Annotated in this window: 16 protein-coding genes; all 16 read right to left on the reverse strand. The window is 50.5% G+C overall.

The annotated features are described in order from the left end of the window. Positions 1 to 24: 24 nt before the first annotated feature. Complete coding sequence (gene fabZ, locus CF651_RS10655) at positions 25 to 456, reverse strand: 3-hydroxyacyl-ACP dehydratase FabZ (RefSeq protein WP_094014839.1); 432 nt, start codon at positions 454 to 456, stop codon at positions 25 to 27. Positions 457 to 612: 156 nt separating this feature from the next. Then, positions 613 to 1,146, reverse strand: coding sequence for a CDP-alcohol phosphatidyltransferase family protein (locus tag CF651_RS10660; RefSeq protein ID WP_094014840.1), 534 nt, complete (start codon positions 1,144 to 1,146; stop codon positions 613 to 615). A gap of 113 nt (positions 1,147 to 1,259) precedes the next feature. Further along, entirely contained in the window at positions 1,260 to 1,493 is a 234-nt protein-coding gene (locus CF651_RS10665; RefSeq protein WP_094014841.1) for a DNA-directed RNA polymerase subunit beta, read from the reverse strand. Between the two features lie 29 nt (positions 1,494 to 1,522). Further along, the gene (locus tag CF651_RS10670; RefSeq protein WP_094014842.1) at positions 1,523 to 2,401 is read right to left on the reverse strand and encodes a flagellar hook-basal body protein; all 879 of its coding nucleotides are present in this window, start codon (positions 2,399 to 2,401) and stop codon (positions 1,523 to 1,525) included. Beyond that, positions 2,398 to 3,285, reverse strand: a complete 888-nt coding sequence (locus CF651_RS10675; RefSeq protein ID WP_094014843.1) for a flagellar hook-basal body protein — start codon at positions 3,283 to 3,285, stop codon at positions 2,398 to 2,400. The genes CF651_RS10670 and CF651_RS10675 overlap by 4 nt, the downstream gene beginning before the upstream one ends. A 114-nt stretch (positions 3,286 to 3,399) precedes the next feature. Beyond that, complete coding sequence (gene mreB / locus CF651_RS10680; RefSeq protein ID WP_094014844.1) at positions 3,400 to 4,398, reverse strand: rod shape-determining protein; 999 nt, start codon at positions 4,396 to 4,398, stop codon at positions 3,400 to 3,402. 190 nt (positions 4,399 to 4,588) lie between these two features. Continuing rightward, a complete protein-coding gene (spoIIID, locus tag CF651_RS10685) occupies positions 4,589 to 4,876 on the reverse strand; it encodes a sporulation transcriptional regulator SpoIIID (protein WP_094014845.1) in 288 nt (95 codons plus the stop codon). A gap of 189 nt (positions 4,877 to 5,065) precedes the next feature. Next, positions 5,066 to 5,791 carry a M23 family metallopeptidase gene (locus tag CF651_RS10690; RefSeq protein ID WP_094014846.1) on the reverse strand — a complete coding sequence of 242 codons (726 nt, stop codon included), beginning with the start codon at positions 5,789 to 5,791 and terminating at the stop codon, positions 5,066 to 5,068. Between the two features lie 155 nt (positions 5,792 to 5,946). Next, the gene (gene spoIID / locus CF651_RS10695) at positions 5,947 to 6,993 is read right to left on the reverse strand and encodes a stage II sporulation protein D (RefSeq protein ID WP_094014847.1); all 1,047 of its coding nucleotides are present in this window, start codon (positions 6,991 to 6,993) and stop codon (positions 5,947 to 5,949) included. A 263-nt stretch (positions 6,994 to 7,256) separates the two neighbouring features. After that, entirely contained in the window at positions 7,257 to 8,582 is a 1,326-nt protein-coding gene (gene murA / locus CF651_RS10700; protein WP_094014848.1) for a UDP-N-acetylglucosamine 1-carboxyvinyltransferase, read from the reverse strand. Positions 8,583 to 8,759: 177 nt separating this feature from the next. Then, complete coding sequence (locus CF651_RS10705) at positions 8,760 to 9,011, reverse strand: DUF1146 family protein (RefSeq protein ID WP_094014849.1); 252 nt, start codon at positions 9,009 to 9,011, stop codon at positions 8,760 to 8,762. Between the two features lie 32 nt (positions 9,012 to 9,043). Then, positions 9,044 to 11,578, reverse strand: coding sequence for a S8 family peptidase (locus CF651_RS10710; protein ID WP_094014850.1), 2,535 nt, complete (start codon positions 11,576 to 11,578; stop codon positions 9,044 to 9,046). A 553-nt stretch (positions 11,579 to 12,131) separates the two neighbouring features. Continuing rightward, positions 12,132 to 13,607, reverse strand: a complete 1,476-nt coding sequence (locus tag CF651_RS10715) for an NADH-quinone oxidoreductase subunit N (protein ID WP_094014902.1) — start codon at positions 13,605 to 13,607, stop codon at positions 12,132 to 12,134. A gap of 43 nt (positions 13,608 to 13,650) precedes the next feature. Then, complete coding sequence (locus CF651_RS10720; protein ID WP_094014851.1) at positions 13,651 to 15,279, reverse strand: complex I subunit 4 family protein; 1,629 nt, start codon at positions 15,277 to 15,279, stop codon at positions 13,651 to 13,653. Next, entirely contained in the window at positions 15,269 to 17,164 is a 1,896-nt protein-coding gene (gene nuoL / locus CF651_RS10725; RefSeq protein WP_094014852.1) for an NADH-quinone oxidoreductase subunit L, read from the reverse strand. Before nuoL ends, CF651_RS10720 begins: the two co-directional genes overlap by 11 nt. Before the next feature lie 118 nt (positions 17,165 to 17,282). Continuing rightward, positions 17,283 to 17,597, reverse strand: coding sequence for an NADH-quinone oxidoreductase subunit NuoK (nuoK, locus tag CF651_RS10730; protein ID WP_094014853.1), 315 nt, complete (start codon positions 17,595 to 17,597; stop codon positions 17,283 to 17,285). Position 17,598: the final 1 nt, after the last annotated feature.

Raw genomic sequence — 17,598 nt, forward strand, 5'->3', positions numbered from 1 at the left:
TCTCCTTCGCCTTTGCTTGGCAGTTTATTTTTTGTCAGACAAAGCGAACATTAATTCGCCCTCTGCCACCACTTTATCTCCAACCTTCGCTACGGCCTGTCCTTTGCCGATGCTTCCTTTTAACCGGGTAATCGTCACCTCAAGCGTCAACGTATCGCCTGGAACGACTTGCCCGCGGAACCGGAAATCGTTGATGCCTGCAAAAAAGCCGAGCTTGCCGCGGTTTTCCTCTACCTGAAGCATAGCCACCGTACCGACCTGAGCCAAAGCCTCCACGATCAGCACACCCGGCATAACGGGATAGGATGGAAAGTGTCCTGCAAAAAATGATTCGTTGGCAGATACGTTTTTGAGCCCTACCGCTCTTACGCCCGCTTCTACCTCCAATATGCGATCCACCAACAAAAAGGGATAGCGGTGAGGGATGATCTCTTGAATTTGCATAATATCTAACACGTACAAATGCTCCTTCCGAAATTTAGTATAAAAACAATTCATTCAACTTACACTACAAGTATCCTTCATGAGCTGCAGTAATGAAGGTTGATATAAGGGAGCTTACGTACAGCAATGCCGTCATATGGCGTTCTGAACTTAAGCTCTTTTTCCCTGTTATAAAGGTACATTCGATTTCGATTTTCTCTTATTAAGCAAATTGAATTGAACAATGTAAATAATCGACGCCAGGAAGGATACGGCAACGACAAACCACAAGTATGCGTGGGCATAAGGCAGCCGGAAAATAACCAGCAGAATGGCGATGTAGAATAGAACCGTCGTTAGCTTCCCCAAGCTATTGGCTGGTACCGTCAGCTTCCCGCGGAAATGAAAGATCGCCGAGCCTACAATCATACCCGCATCCCGTAAAAAGATGGCTAATGCCGCCCCCCAGGTGATCATGCCGGAGAAGACCAATGACAAAATGACAGCAATCATCATACACTTATCCGCCAGCGGGTCGAGCATACTGCCAAGCTGAGTGACCAGCTTTCGCTTGCGCGCAATATAGCCGTCCAACACATCGGTCAGTCCCGCCAATAAAAAGACGAGAAACGCCGTTTTCGTGTAACCGGCTTCGAAGACAAGCAAATATACGGGAATCAGCATAAACCGGCCCAACGTAAGCAGGTTCGGTACATTCCACACGCAAAAGACTCCCCCTCCACGTGATTTGGGCATTCGTCCCATCCTTACATTATACCGTTCTTATGGCAAAAATAAAACTCCCTGCAAAAGGGAGTCAACGTTTCACGTTATTCTTATGTTTCAGAAAAAACCAGATCGTATATATGACGCCAAGTATCGAATTCATATACCTCTTCCATCGGTCGTTTGCCTAAGTAGACATAGCCGATCACCATACCTGCCCCGAGACCAATAACACACAGAAAGGGAATGCCCAGCCACTTCCAGGTTAGAAACAGCCTGCGTTTCCACTTGGGTGATGAGACCTTCTTTTTCTGTTTTTTAGTAATCTCTTCGTTTTCTGTCATGTATACCTACCTCACTTCAAGCCAACGGGTTAACCACGCAGATTATTGGCCAGGCCCATCATCGTATCCGAGGAGCTGACCGCCCGTGAATTCAATTGAAATGCTTTTTGTATTTGAAGCAGCTCCGTCATTTCGTCCGTTAACGATACGTTGGATTGCTCCAAAAACCCCTGCCGGACTGTAATCGGATCCGTCAAGTTGTTCGTCTGCGCCTCCGGAGCCGTTACATTCTGAAGAATATCCTGCGGATTGTTCACCCCTGCCGGGAGGGCGTACATGTTATCACCCAATTGCTGCAGAAGCTGCGGACGCAGAACACGAACGACCTTGATCTGACCCACCTGCGCTGGAGCAGCCCCTTTGTTTCCGTCATCGGAAGCCCAGATGGTGCCGTCTGCTTCAATTTTAACATGATGATTACCCGGAATGCGAATCGGCTGATTATTCGTTCCCATAACATAGCGTCCGTCCTTCGTTGTCAGGAAGAGGTCGGGATTGGCCGGATCGGTAGAAGGGCTTAATTGAAATGAACCGTTGCGCGTATATTCCGTAAGCGTCGTCGGATTGTTATTGCCGTCTCTCGTTACGCTGTTAACCTCGAACAGACCGTTGCCTTCCAAAGCCAAATCCAACGGACTTTCGGAAGCCTGAACAGGGCCTTGGGCCAAATTCAACTGAGCCTGGACCAGCTTCGCGCCCCACCCCTGATCGTAGCCAAGCGGGGATAGACGACCTTCCTTCTGGAAGCCTGCGGGCTGTTGTTTCACGCTGGTAAGGACGTCTTGGAACGAAGCGTCCTTGCGTTTATAGCCTGTCGTATTGCTGTTCGCCATATTATTCGCGACCATATCCAGCTTTTGCTGCAGCGCATGCATGGATACGGAAGAATTGATCATGGAGTTATTCATACTCTGCCCACCTCTGTCACGGCTTTCTCCATACTTTTATCGTAAAATTGAACGACCTTCTGGTTCGCTTCATACGCTCTTACGGCAGCCATCATATCGACCATCGACTGGGCCGGATCGACGTTAGAACGCTCGATGTAGCCTTGACGCACTTCGACTTGATCCTGCGGGTTGATGGCTCTGGCCAGCCCTTCCTGTCCCGCATTCAAACGATACAGCCCGTTCCCTTCGCGAACCAGCTGGTTCGGATCTTCGATCCGGCTGATCAACAGACTGACCGGCTGATTGTTCGCATTCAGAATGGCATTGCCATTGGCGTCTGTAAATTGGCCATAGTTCGTAATCCGGAAATTCGTAATAGGCGCTTGAGTGGCTGGATCACGCAATACGATCGGCTGTCCATTGGAACCGAGTACCTGGTACCCGTCCGTCGTAATCAAAGCCCCTGTGTCATCTACGGAAAACTTGCCGTTAAGGGAGTAACGCTGTTCCCCGTTTGCCCCTTGCACCGTAAACAAAGCTTGAGGCTGGATGATACGCTGACCATTCGCATCCACATATTTGCCGGACTCGTCAAAACGGGCTCCAGGGACTTGTATGTTCGAAATAAGTGCAAAGTCAAAAGGATTGTGCGTTTCCTGAATATCTCCTTGGGTATGCACGGATACATTCTCCTCGGCCATGACGCCGGTATTCAGCCGGCCTACCGTGTCCCCTTGTCCATCCCGAATCCGGGAAATGAGCATTTCGGGAAACGAACGGTTAATGGCATTGCCTTGCTTAAACCCTGGGGTATTGACGTTAGCTATATTATTCGTCACGATGTCATGCTTGCGCTGTTGTGAAATCATGCCCGATGCTGCCGTGTATAGACCTCTTAGCATTGTGTATAGGACCTCCCAGACGATGGTCATATTTAAAAAAGACCCATCCGCTTTTATATAATGTATATCGGCAGGATGGGGTCTTTTTTAAACACAGAATATGAAACATTTAGCTTAGAACTTTCGCTTCGATACCTTATCGAGGTTGTCCAACATAATGCCAGTGCCTTTAACAACGCAATGCATCGGGTCCTCAGCGATCAATACGGGCACCTTGAGCTCATCCGCCAGCAATTGGTCAATACCATGCAGCAGCGCGCCCCCACCAGTCAAAATAACACCCCGGTCAATAATGTCTGCAGACAGCTCCGGCGGCGTACGCTCCAGCACGGACTTCGCCGCAGCGACGATCGAGGATACCGGATCCCATAGCGCTTCCTGGATTTCTTGCGAGTTGATCGTGATGGTCAACGGCAGTCCGCTCACCATATCTCTGCCGCGAATATCCATCGTTTCTCTCCGGCCGTCCGGGGATACCGTTCCGATCTTCAGCTTGATGTCCTCGGAGGTCCGTTCGCCGATCAGCAATTTGTACTTGCTCTTGATGTATTTCATAATGGAGGAATCGAACTTGTCCCCCGCGATTTTAATAGAAGAGGAGGTGACGATATCGCCCATCGAAAGCACGGCCACATCCGTCGTCCCTCCGCCAATATCCACAACCATGTTTCCGCTAGGCTGGTAAATGTCCATACCCGCGCCGATTGCGGCCGCTTTAGGCTCCTCTTCCAAAAATACTTCACGTGCCCCGCTGCGCTCCGCCGCTTCACGAATTGCTTTTTGTTCGACGGATGTAATGTTGGTCGGAGCGCAGATCAGGATGCGGGGATGACTGTACCACTGCTTTCCTCCAACCTTATTGATGAAATACTTCAGCATAATCTCCGTAATTTCGAAGTCGGCAATGACGCCGTCCTTCAGCGGGCGAATAGCTACGATATTCCCTGGAGTACGTCCTACCATACGGAACGCTTCCTCGCCAACAGCCAGCACCCGCTTCGTATCGCTTTCAATCGCGACGACGGACGGCTCATCCAGCACAACACCGCGTCCCTTTACATGAATCAGGACGTTCGCTGTCCCCAGATCGATGCCAATATCCTTGCTCAACATTGAAAATTTCCTCCCTAAACAAAACCGTCCATTCCTTCAACAGAAGCGGCACCTCTATTATAGTTAAATAGAACATTTCGCTATAAATTTGAAAATTCCTCTTTTTCAGATCAACTTTTTCGACAATTATCGCTTCGCGGTGTCGGTTCGGATCGGTTTGTAGGAGCCTAACTCGAATACAGGCTGCATGTTACTTCGCCGTGACGAGTTTATCTTGAGATTTCGGACTGCGGGTCTTCCTGTATTTGATCTTGGTCGCTTCCCCTCCACGCAGGTGACGAATCGATTTGTGGTATTCCAGGATATGCTTCACCTGGTTGGCCAAATCCGGGTTAATCTCAGGCAATCGCTCGGTTAAATCCTTGTGCACCGTACTTTTCGAAACACCGAATTCTTTCGCTATTGTGCGAACCGTGTGCTTCGTTTCGACCAGGCAACGTCCGATTTTAATGGTTCGCTCTTTGATGTAATCGTGCACTCCCCTCGCCTCCCTACTCGAGTTAGTTTGGTACATTATATGAGGGGCGCTAACTTATATTCTTTGTTTCCAAGCGTGACAAGCCTATTCCACCCAATTATTTTCAAGGACAAGCTTCATTTGGGGGTTCAGGTACAAAAAAAAGGGAGCGTCTGTGCGCCCCCTGAACCTTTTGTAAGCCAATGAAGATTAATGGCCGGAGATAAACGTTTCGGGATTCAAAGCCGGACCGCCTTGACCTTGGCGAACCTCGAAGTGCAGGTGGTTCCCCTGATCCTTCTCCAGCTCGTTGCGTCCTGCCTTGGCGATCACGTCGCCCTTCTTCACTTCCGCATCTTTAGCCACTTTCACATCACTCAAGCTTTGGTATACGGTTACCAATCCGTTAGGGTGCGTAATTTCAACCAGATTGCCCACAACCGGATTTTTTTCCACCGCAGTTACTTTACCGCTCATTGCGGCCATTACATCGAACGGCTGTGCATCCGGCTTGGAGAAGTCAATCCCCATATGAGGAGTGAATTCTTGACCGTATTCCACCATAGCGGCTTGACGCACTTCACTCGAAGCTTTGCTATCGAAGTATTGAAGCACCACTTCCAGCTCATTGCGATCCTTGAACGGCCATTGCATCGTTTCGGCAGTAGCGTTGACACTCACAGCATCGGGGCCCATTACGCTGTCGGTTACCGTAGGTGTGCTGTCCATTCCCAAATCTTTCAGGGAGGACTTGCCAGCATCCTGGTAGACCCACATTAACGTTAAGATAATTGCCGCCGCTGCCATGTACGTTGCAGGAAACACCCATTTTTTAGCTAGTAACCTTTTCCAAGCGGATGTTGGACTGCTTTGCGCTCCTTCAGTTGGTTTAGGAGCTTGTTCTTTGGTCTGTAAATCTCTTTTTTGATCATTCATAGATTTATCACCTCGCTAACCATTGTTGCCACGGATACGAGTTTTATACGCGAGGTGATCTATTTTTTTATTATATTTTCAAAAAATACTAGGTTTCTCCATTGCATACAATCCCAAGTCAGAACAGACTTTGGAGCCTGTCTATCAAACAGGGGCTAAGAGGGCTTTGGTAGAAAAGCGTCTGCCGGCTGAATGGCAATCCCTTTGTAATAGTATTTGACGATCTCCTCCGCCTTGCGGCCTTCCAGTGCCATGCCGTTCGCTCCCCATTGGCTCATGCCAACCCCATGTCCGTAGCCGAACGTCGTAATCAGCACATCGCGTCCTTTCCAGCTCCACTGAAATTGAGAGGAGGCTAAGCCCAGCTTCTCCCGCAGCTCTCTGCCGGTAAATATCGTCCCGCCAACGGTCATTTTCTTAACCCGGTGCCCTTGTGATGTCTCCAGCACTTTCATGCCGCTCCCGGTGGATGCGGGAACGCTCGTTCGAAGTCCCAGCCTGCTCTGAAGCTCCTTGGCGGTCATCGTGACGGTTTCCTTATACCGGGGGGAGAGGCTCACATCCCATGGGCTCGGTACGCTTCGCAAATACGGAATATATTGATTCCAGTAATCTTCTGAGTTTTCCGTATAGCCGTTGCTTGTTGAGAAAAAAGTAGCCTGAATCGGCTTCCCTTCATAAGTCAAGATCATCCCGCTCGTTTCCCTCACCGCCCGATCCAGCTTGTCCGCGTTATCCGTATAGGCCTTGCCCCAACGCTCCTTCAGCTCCTCATCGGAGACATATGCTTGATGAGCGACCGTATCGGTGACCCAGGCTCCTGCAGCGTCAGCCGGGATACCGGTAAAATCCTGCTCTACGACCCGCCTTACGATATACGTGCGGGCAGCCAGCGCCTGGGCCTTCATGGCCTCCGGTTCGAACTCAATCGGCATCTCCCCTGCCAAAACGCCCCTAACGTAAGTCTCTAATGGAATTTGTTCTACTTTGCGCTGCTTGGTCAAGTAGACAGGGATGAGAAACGGCCGCTCTTCCCGCAGCTGTTCCGAGATAGCTCCCTGCTGGGCCTCGACCCCTGTAGGGACTGCAGAGGGACCATGACTTTTTACGAGAATCGCGGGGACGAGCAAAATGACCACAGTGAAGCTGGACAGACACACCACAGCCCATCGGATCCATCGTTTCCTATGAAATTGAATCATTCCAGCTCCTCCATCTTCTGCCGATTCTAGAAGTCTGGTGAATATAACAACTCCAGACCTTCAGACTGCATGCACCTTGTGACTGCAGGTAACATCATCTTATGAACCGAAAAGATAGAATAGAACCTTCTACGAGGATAAGAATCCGGCTCATCCGCCCGGTGCAGACGCCATTTTTCACTGCATTGTAGGCAGAAGTGAAAAAAAGAAAGAGGAGACGCTCTCATTTTGGGTGAGAGAATCTCCTCTTTACGTTACGTTGTTTATGCCAAGCTCGGGGCCGCTGCGAAGATCGAAATCGATTCCTCACTCGGCTCGTAATCCGCCACTTCCACTGGAAGCCGTTCGATACTCGCCCCTAACTGCCGCAGCTTCGCCGTAATATCGACATAACCGCGATCAATATGATGCGTGCCGGTAATCTCGGTTTCACCATCCGCGACAAGTGCAGCCAGAATCAATGCGGCGCCGGCCCTCAGGTCGGTTGCACATACCTTCGCCCCCTGGAGTCTGCTGCCTCCGCTGATCACCGCACTGCGTCCATCCACCTTGATCTGCGCATTCATATTCGACATCTGCTCGACATGCATAAACCGGTTTTCGAACACGGTTTCGGTCACGATGCTGGTGCCGTCCGCCGTAAGCAGCAGCGCCATCATCTGGGACTGCATATCCGTAGGAAAGCCGGGATACGGGAGCGTCTTCACATCTACCGCACGAAGCGGTTTATCCGTAAACACACGCAGACCATTCTCGTCCTCTTCGACATGAACGCCCATTTCCTGCATTTTGGAAATAACAGGACGCAGGTGGTCGCCAATGGCACCGTCGATATACAAATCACTTCCTGTAATGGCTGCAGCAATCATGTAAGTACCCGCTTCGATCCGATCCGGTATGACCGTATGTACCGCTCCAACCAGCTTCTCTACGCCATCAATGCGGATCAAGCCCGTGCCGGCTCCGCGAATTTTGGCACCCATGGCATTCAAATAATTAGCTAAATCGACAATTTCCGGTTCTTTCGCCGCATTTTCGATCGTCGTCGTGCCTTCAGCAAGTGCAGCCGCCATCATAATGTTCTCGGTTGCCCCTACGCTGGCTACATCCAAGTAGACCTTGGCGCCCTTCAGACGTCCGGAAACGCGTGCTTCGATAAAGCCTTGACCCAACTCAATCTCCGCTCCCATGGCCTCGAATCCTTTGAGATGCTGATCAATAGGACGCGTGCCGATGGCGCAGCCGCCGGGAAGCGATATTCTTGCCTGACCCATGCGGGCCAATAAAGGTCCCATTACAAGAAAAGATGCCCGCATTTTGCGAACCAGCTCGTAGGATGCCTCGCAGGTACGAATGTTGCGCGCGTTGACGCGTATCGTTTCATCTTTATATTCAATTTCGACGCCTAAACTTTCCAAAACCTGATTAATGACAATCACGTCGTCCAGTGGAGGAGCGTCATGAATCACGCTTTCCCCTTCTGTACCTAATATAGAGGCTGCGATAATCGGCAGGACGGCATTTTTGGCGCCGTGTATTCTGACTCTGCCTGATAATCTCTGGCCGCCGCGGACGATAATTTTGCTCATCATGGTCCCCCTCCGCGCTGTTTTCTTTGCACACTTTTTCTAGTTTAGCATTGAATCTGCAGCATGTAAATTTCATTTGTGAGTACTTCACGATACTATTCGGAGCTGCTCAGGGATTTACAACGGTTGTACTAACCATTGTTGACAAATATCCCCTCGGTTATTCTTCGGAGCGCTTTAAAACATCCCCGGCAGCCAGGTAGACCATTGAAAATAATCAATGATAAATTTAGCTACCTGATAGCCTAAGGCGATGGAAAGAAAAATTTGAAGCAGCTTGCTCTGCGGACTGCGGGGGCGCTTCAGCATTTTGTCCAGCTGGAGCTCCTGCAGCGCCCACCATGAGCAGCCGATACACATCAGCACAATGGTAATGTTCAGCAAGCCGTTCATCCCCATGGATGATTTCATTTGATCCACAACATCCATTCCCTGCTCTCACCTTTCTGTAATCGTGCTTGTTAAGGCAGCATTTTGGCCAGCATCGATACGAACTCGGCTCGGGATGCCTGCTGGTCCGGACGGAAGCTTCCATCCGCATAGCCGTCAATCCAGCCCTCCGCCTTCATTTGCTTCAAAATTGGCGTGCCCCAATAATTATCATCCACATCGGTAAAAGGATTCGCTCCGCGCCGTTTTCCCGTCTTATTCAACCCTTTGGCTATCATCGAGATCATCTCCATACGGCTGACCGGCTGGTCCGGCGCGAACGAGCCGTCAGGGTACCCGTCGACAATTCCGCTTTGGGCAGCGCGGGCAATATACGGATAAGCCCAGTGATCGGGTGCGAGATCTGTGTAGTAGATCCCCTTCTGCTTCGATAAATTAAGCGCTCTGCTCAAAAGCGTTGTAGCTTCGGCACGGGTAATCGCATGGTTCGGACGGAACGTATAATCGTCATACCCATTGATCACTTGCTTGTCGCTCATGGCTAAAATATTATCCATCGCCCAATGCCCGTTAATATCAGCATATCCGCCAACTAGCGGTTTGACACCTACTATCAATCGATACATATGGTGATCGAACGCTCCGCTCGCTCCGAGCTTAAGATAATAATTTCCTGTGCCCAGCCGCTGCCGCAGCTGTAGGGCATAGCCGCTGGAGCTGTTGGTGATCGGACGCATACTGCCGTCGTAAAGAGTGGCTCCCATCTCGATGCCGGACGGAATATCCGATACATCCACTTGGACCAGACTGTCACCGGACAACGGGAATTGGAACCAATCCACATCGTCGGCCTTATCCATAAGCCCATCGTATTCTGTGTTCAGGGATACCGTTGTCGCTTGATAGGATCGATTGTTCGGTTCGTTCGGATCGATCTGCTTCGCATCATATTCTATCGTTAAATAATACTCTCCGGTAACAGGATATGGATACTCCTTTACGTTGCTCACTTTAATGTAGTAGCTTCCCGGGAATACCTCAGAGAGCTGCAAATTTTCGCTTGCCCCGTCTTCTCCGTCGTCAATGGTAACCGACTTCTCTCCCTGCTTTTGGACAAAAAGCACCGGATCGATTCTCGCCGTATCCGTTGATAAGCGGATGTTCAGCGTTCCGGACTGCATCACCCGAAATTCGAACCAGTCCTGATCGTTTTGCTGGTGAAACGTTCCCTTGATCGTCTGGCTGCGGGAAGGCAGCACCGAAGCTTTATACTGCTTGTCGTTATCCTCGAACGGATCGCGGTAAATATCAAAGGAGGTCGTCATCTGATACGCCGCTTCCCCTTTGAAGTTGCGGTTGCCGAGCTGCAGCTGCAGGTAGCTGCGTCCCTTCGTCACAGGAAGAACGGCTGCTTCCCCCGGTCCTACCGTTTGACTGGTGAAAGCGCCGGAGGCATCCGTATGCTGAACTGTAATGGATTGTCCACTTTCCTGCTGGAAGGTTATTCTCACCGTGCCATTATAAGAAGCATCAAAGGCGAACCAGTCCTGATCCGATCCCCCGCTAAACGAAGCGGAGATCGTTTTGCTGATGGAAACCGGCTTCGCCTGATCCTTCCGGTTGTTCGGCTCGTACATGTCCAGCAGCGGCATTTCACTCAATGCCCGGTCTGCCCGCAGCAGGCCGTAGCCTGTCGATGCATCCCAGCCGGGAGAGCCCAAATCGTCTGCGGTTTGGCGCAGCAGCTGCCGGATCTGGTAAGCTTTGAAGTCCGGATACTTGCTCCAGGCCAGGGCCGCAACGGCCGCTACCTGGGGCGCTGCCATGGAGGTACCGTCCTTATACTCATAGGACCCGCCCAGCGCTGTAGTAAATACATCCCATGGCGCCACCAGATCAACCTCCGGTCCGGTATTAGAGCGGTTGTCTGCGGTTCGTTCCGCCGTCATTCCCCCTACAGCCAAGACCGTAGGGTACGCCGCAGGGTACTTCACACGGTTACCTTCGTTGCCGGTAGCCGCGACAAGCAGAACATCGTGATCCTCCGCGTACTTTACGATATCGCTCATGTAAGTGGAATATTTGTTTAGCCCCAAGGACAAAACGACAATTTTGGCCCCATGATCTACGGCGTAACGAATGCCTTCACCAAGCTTGGCTTCACCGCCCGAGCCATCCGATTCCAGCGCTTTTATCGGCATAATCTTCGCATTCCACAAGATGCCGGATACCCCTTTATCGTTATTCGTAGCAGCTGCAAGTACGCCGGCGACATTCGTTCCATGCCCATTATCATCCCTTGGCAGAAGCTTCGGGCTAATCAGATTGATTCCATTTATTAAATTCGGCTGCAGATCCGGGTGACTCAAGTCAACCCCCGTGTCGACGACAGCAATAATTATATTCGTATTGCCTTTCGCCACGTCCCAAGCTTCATTTACGTGAATTTGCTGTAAGTACGATTGTTTCTCGCCAAAAGGGTCGTCCGCCACAGCTGCCACTTGGACGGCTCGTTGTTGCGCCCCCGCCGATCCTGCAAATACAAACAGCAGGACGACTCCTACAATCCAGTGAACAAGGAGCTTTGCACCCTTTGTCTGCCTCATGTCCATGCTTCCTTTACGCTGATTTCATAGCTTTACTTGATTCTATAACCATACTACAATTCCCTGCTAAATCTGAACAATAGAAAGAAGTAAATAATGGATGTTTTATGAACGTTATGAGGTCAGACGCATACACTCCCAAGCCCATCTTTGATTCTTTAAAAAGATTCCGCTTTCATTTTCAACATTGGTACTGCCGCATGTGCTTCCGGAATTACAACTCATTACCCGCATCCATCCCCTCACAAACAGTCCCTATCGGGAATAAAAGTGAGCAGGCCGTGAGCGGCATGGATGTTCGACCGACCGACATGCAGAGCGACTACACGCACCTGGGATTTTCGCGCGCGTTGGCACCCTTCCCTTTTTCAGACAAGGAGAGCCATCCCCCTTATCTCGCAGATGCCAAACATATGTTCTAGACCCAGCAGCACAGCATGGAAATACATGAGGCAGCCGCGCAAAAAAGCCCGGACATGCCGCAACTGCTGCGGTCTGCCGGGCTTAAGACCCCCATGGGGGGCCCTTACTTAAATTGGCGGGAACGAACGGCTTAACTGAGGAAAAATAAATCTTGGGTTAATGAGAAAATACGATCGATCCACCCTAACACGACGTGCGGGATGATACCGAGCAGCACACTGATACCGGCACATACCCAAAGGGTAATACCGAGCGGAAGCGGAACCCGCACTTCTTTCGATTCAAAATCCGAGCGCAGGAACATTTGCCGGATAAACCCGAAGTAGTAGTAAAATGATACGACGCTGGTCAGCATCATCACAGCGGCCAACCAATAATGCTGTGTAGCCAGTATGCCTAACAAAATAAACAGTTTACCGAAAAATCCTCCCGACAAGGGGAGACCTGCCAATGAAAGAACCAGCAGCACTGTTGCCGCAGCTGTCCATGGCGCCCGGTAATACAAGCCGGCCAGGCCGCCAATTTGCTCATCTCCCGTTGAATGCTCGATAATCATCAAAACTGCGAAGATACCGATATTCATGAACAGGTAGGCGATGAGATAAAAAGCGAACTCCGAGAAATTGGAGTAATGCACCATAGAGAATTGGGCGGCAATCGGCACCAGCAGGTAGCCTGAGTTCGCAATACCGGAATAAGCCAACAGCCGCTTTAAATTCGTTTGCCTTAACGCGGTGAAATTCCCAACGATCATTGCAAGTGCCGCCACTACCATAAGTGCAAGTAGTACATCCTGGTGGAATGGCAGGCTCATTAACGAACCGATAGCAAAGACACCGTACATGACGCGGAATAATATTGCAAAGGCTGCACCTTTGGATACGACGGCCAGGAATGCAGTCACCGGTGTAGCTGCCCCTTGATATACGTCCGGCGCCCACATGTGGAACGGGGATGCGGCTACCTTAAAGCCGAAGCCCGCCAGCAGCAGAAAGAAGGACAAATACAGAAATGGCAGCATGGTATCCGCATGTTCACCTAATGCCGAATTGATTTCAGGAATACTGGTTGACCCTGACATCCCATAAAGGAAGGACATGCCGTACAATATAATAGCTGAGGAGATGCCGCCTAGCACAATATATTTAAAGGCACCTTCATTGGAGCGCAGGTCCTTTTTACGCATGGCTACCAAAATGTACGACGTAATGCTGAGCAGCTCCAGCCCGACATACAGCGTGATCAAATCACCGGATGAAGCCATTATCATGCCGCCAAGCGTAGCAGGGAGCAGTAAATAATAATACTCTCCAATATGCGGTACTTCCGCTTCCTTGACGGAACCGACGCTCATAAAAGTGACCAGGCCCGCTCCGGTTAGAAGAATCAGCTTCATGATATTCGCAAAATCATCAATCCGGTAGCTGAAGTTAAGTAACTGCTTGGGCTCCGCCGGATTCAGATTGCTTATGACAAAAAAGACGGAAACGATGATGCTGATTAAAGACAGCCAGCTAAGCGCCGTCCGGTTCGTTTGCTTGGGCAGCAGCAGATCAAGCACAGACAAGACTACCGCTGCGATGACCAGAGTCAGCTCCGGCGCCATGATTCCGATATCGCTCCATTGGAGACGTAATTGTTCCACCGGTCTAACCCCCTATCTTCGCGACGGTTTGAATGAATTGATCAAAGCTGTTGACCGTTTGCTGCAGCGGAGCGCTCAGCACTGTTGGATAAATCCCCAATACAACAATAAAAGCAACGAGAGTAATCATCGGTATCGCTTCGATCAATCTCGCATCCTTCATCGTCTCCGTCTGTATCTTCAGTGGTCCGTATGTGATGCTCAGTACCCCGCGAAGCACATAGACTGCCGTGAGGATCACTCCCAATGTTGCGATCACCGTGATCACTTTACTTGTCTGGAACAATCCCACGAAGGCGAGGAATTCACTGATAAAGCCGGATAAACCAGGCAGCCCCAGCGAAGCCATACCGGAGACGAGCAGGATTCCTGCAATAAACGGAATTTTACCGGCCAGACCGCCTAACTGGTCCAGCATCGTCGTCTGTGTCCGCTCATAGATGGCTCCAACCAGCAGAAACATAAGCGCCGAAATCAATCCGTGGGATACGAGCTGGAATACCGCCCCCTGCAAACCGATCGTATTAAAGGCTGCAATGCCGAGCAGGACAATGCCCATATGGCTAATACTCGAGTACGCCAGCACAAGCTTGAAATCCTTCTGTACCAAGGCCAGTATCGCCCCGTAAAGAATATTGATCACTCCAAGAATCGCCAGCACGGTCGCCCATTGCGTCGCCTGCTGAGGAAACAGCAGCACCCCGAATCGGATGAACCCGTAAGCTCCCATTTTAAGCAAAATACCCGAGTGAATCATTACAACGGATGGAGGCGCCTCGGTATGCACCTTCAGCATCCAGGTGTGGAACGGGAAAATCGGAAGCTTGATGCCGAACGCTACAAGAAGCATGATGAACAGCGTCCATTTCATCGGGTCGCTCAGGAAGAACGGGTTGCCCCCCTCCACATTCGGCTGATTTACATACGAGCCTTCCCCAAACAGATGGCTGGAGATGACACTCAAATCCCCGCTGTAAAAAATGGACATGCCGCTATCATTGGATACCTGTCCGAAACCGGCCGTAGTAACCAAAATGAAGAACGCAATCAGCATAATAGCGGAACCGATTCCGTTATAAATCAGAAACTTGTTTGCGGCTCTTTCGCGTTCCATGTAACCCCAGATTCCGATAAGAAAGAACATAGGAATGAGCGTAACCTCGAAAAAGACGAAGAACAAGAACAGATCCTGGGCCATAAATACGCCAAACATACCCGTTTCCAGCAGCAGAAACCAGATATAATACGATTTCCAGCGCTTTTTTATGTATACGGAGGCAAGTGCCGCCATGGTCGCTACCAGCGCCGTCAGGAAAACGAGCGGCAGCGACAAGCCGTCAATCGCCATCGTATATTTGAATTGGAGGAAGAACGAGGTCAGTTGATTTAGCCCCTGCGCCTCATGATTGAGTGGAACCGTGATCCAGTTCATTTCCTCCTTAAACTGCATGCCTTCGAGCTGCTGGTTGAAGGCCGAATACAGCCAAGCCGACAATCCAAGGGGGATCAAAGTGGTAATAATAGCAATCGTCTTGATCCATAATCCTTGCTGCTTCGGCATGAACAGCAGCACCAGCACGCCGAGCAGAGGAGAGAACGTGATGAGCGATAAGATGTGCGAACTATCCTGCATGGATGAACCTCCTTACGGCGATGGCCGCCAAGGCCAGGATCACCAAGCCTAACAACCCGAATACCGTAGCCAAGCCGTAGGATTGGACTTGACCGTTCTGCAGCCGGGACCCCAGTCTTCCGATGCCTACAACAGATAAGCTGGCCAGCTTCACGACGCCATCGACGACGTAAGTATCGAATAGAGCGAGCACATTGCCAAAAATCCGCAGCGGCTGCACGATTACCGTCCGATACATTTCATCGATATAATATTTGCGGTTGAGCAGACGATACAGCCATGGCGCACGGCTTGAGACTGCATCGCTTGAAATTGATTTTTTAACATAGACCAAGTACCCGAGACCAATGCCAAGCAGACCAGCGAGCGTCGATAAAATCATGACGACCGCATTTACATGCTCTTCCTCTGCATGACCGGTTAACCAAGCGCCTAACCAAGGGCTAAACGGCGTAAACACGAAACCAGCTACCACAGCGAGGACAGCTAAAACAATCAGCGGCAAGGTCATGGTCGCCGGAGATTCATGTACATGGGCTTGGTGCCTCGGCTTGCCTAGGAACACAAGGAAATAGAGCCGCGACATATAAAATGCCGTGAAAAATGCAGCGATCAAGCCTACCCAGAATAAAATCATGTTGTGACTGTATGCCTCGGCCAAAATGGCATCCTTGGACCAGAACCCCGATAACGGCGGAATCCCCGACAAGGCTAAGGCGCCGATACCGAACGTCCATGCTGTTACCTTCATTTTGCTGCCGATACCGCCCATTTCGTGAATATCCTGCGTATGTACAGCATGGATCACGCTACCGGCTCCCAAAAACAGCAGTGCTTTAAAAAATGCATGTGTGAAAAGGTGGAAAATCCCCGCCGTGTAGGCAACGGAAGTGCCGATACCGAGCGCCATCATCATATACCCCAGTTGGCTGACGGTAGAGTAAGCGAGAATTCGCTTAATGTCATTTTGAGCGGTACCGATCGTTGCCGCGAATATCGCCGTAAAGCCGCCTATGGCAGCGACTACCATAAGGGCGGTCGGTGATGCTTGAAAAATATCGAAGGTACGTGCAACGAGGTAGACACCTGCCGCAACCATTGTGGCCGCGTGGATCAACGCACTGATTGGCGTTGGACCTTCCATTGCATCTGGAAGCCAGGTATGCAGCGGAAATTGCCCCGACTTGCCCACCGCGCCGACGAAAATGAGTATGGCGATCCAGGTGGCCATGCTCCCGGATATTTTTCCACTCGTAAAAGCATTATGTATGGAACTGAAATCAAGCGCGTGGTTGGGCATAGCCCAAAACAGCAGCAAAATGGCAATCAGCAGACCAACGTCTCCGATCCGTGTCACGATAAATGCCTTCTTGGCTGCAGCTCTGGCCTCCGGCTTGAAATACCAGAAACCGACCAGCAAAAACGAGCAGACACCGACGAGCTCCCAGAAAATATACAGCTCCAGCAGGTTCTCCGAAATGACGAGTCCCAGCATCGAGAAGGTGAACAGCGCAATGTAAGCGAAAAATACATGGATTCGTTCATCCCCATGCATATACCCCTTGGAGTACAGGTTGACCAGCAAGCTAACCAACGTAACGATAACGAGCATCAGGGCATTCAAATTGGTAACTTCAAATCCCATGGAAAGCGAAACTGTGTCCAAATGGATCCACGTCAATTTGTTCCACGTGTAATCCTCGATTTGTCCGCCCCATCGTTCCACAAAGATCAGCAGCGCCACGACAAACGATGCGAATGTCGCAATAATGCTGATGTAGATGCCTGCTTCCTTCAGTTGGCGTCCCATTGCCGTCAGGAGTAGAAAGGCAAGCAGCGGAAACAACGGAATAAGCCAGGCATACTGCGAGTAAGCCGATATCATCAGTTTTTGTCCTCCTTAAAGCTTGTCGTGTGACAAGCTCTCATCGAAAGCGTCAGCTAAGCTTATCATGCAAGCTCACTTCGAAAGCACGGCTAAGCTTGTCGGGCGACAAGCTTGCTTATCTTTTTAACGAATCGATTTCATTCACGTCCGTTGTCCCTTTAATCCGATAGAGCGTGATGAGAATCGCGATGCCGACCGCTACCTCAGCCGCTGCAATCGTGATGTTGAAGAGCGAGAAAATTTGCCCCGTCAAATTGGGCGACACACCCAGCTTGGAGAACGCCACCAGATTCAAGTTCACCGCATTGAGCATCAGCTCGACCGAAAGCAGAACGATAATGGCACTTTTTTTGGCCAATGCCCCGTACAGCCCAATACAAAATAAAATCGCCGCCAAGGTCAAATAGGGTGTTGCCAATCCAGCTCCCATA

This window comes from Paenibacillus rigui, assembly GCF_002234615.1.
Classification (GTDB): domain Bacteria; phylum Bacillota; class Bacilli; order Paenibacillales; family NBRC-103111; genus Paenibacillus_S; species Paenibacillus_S rigui.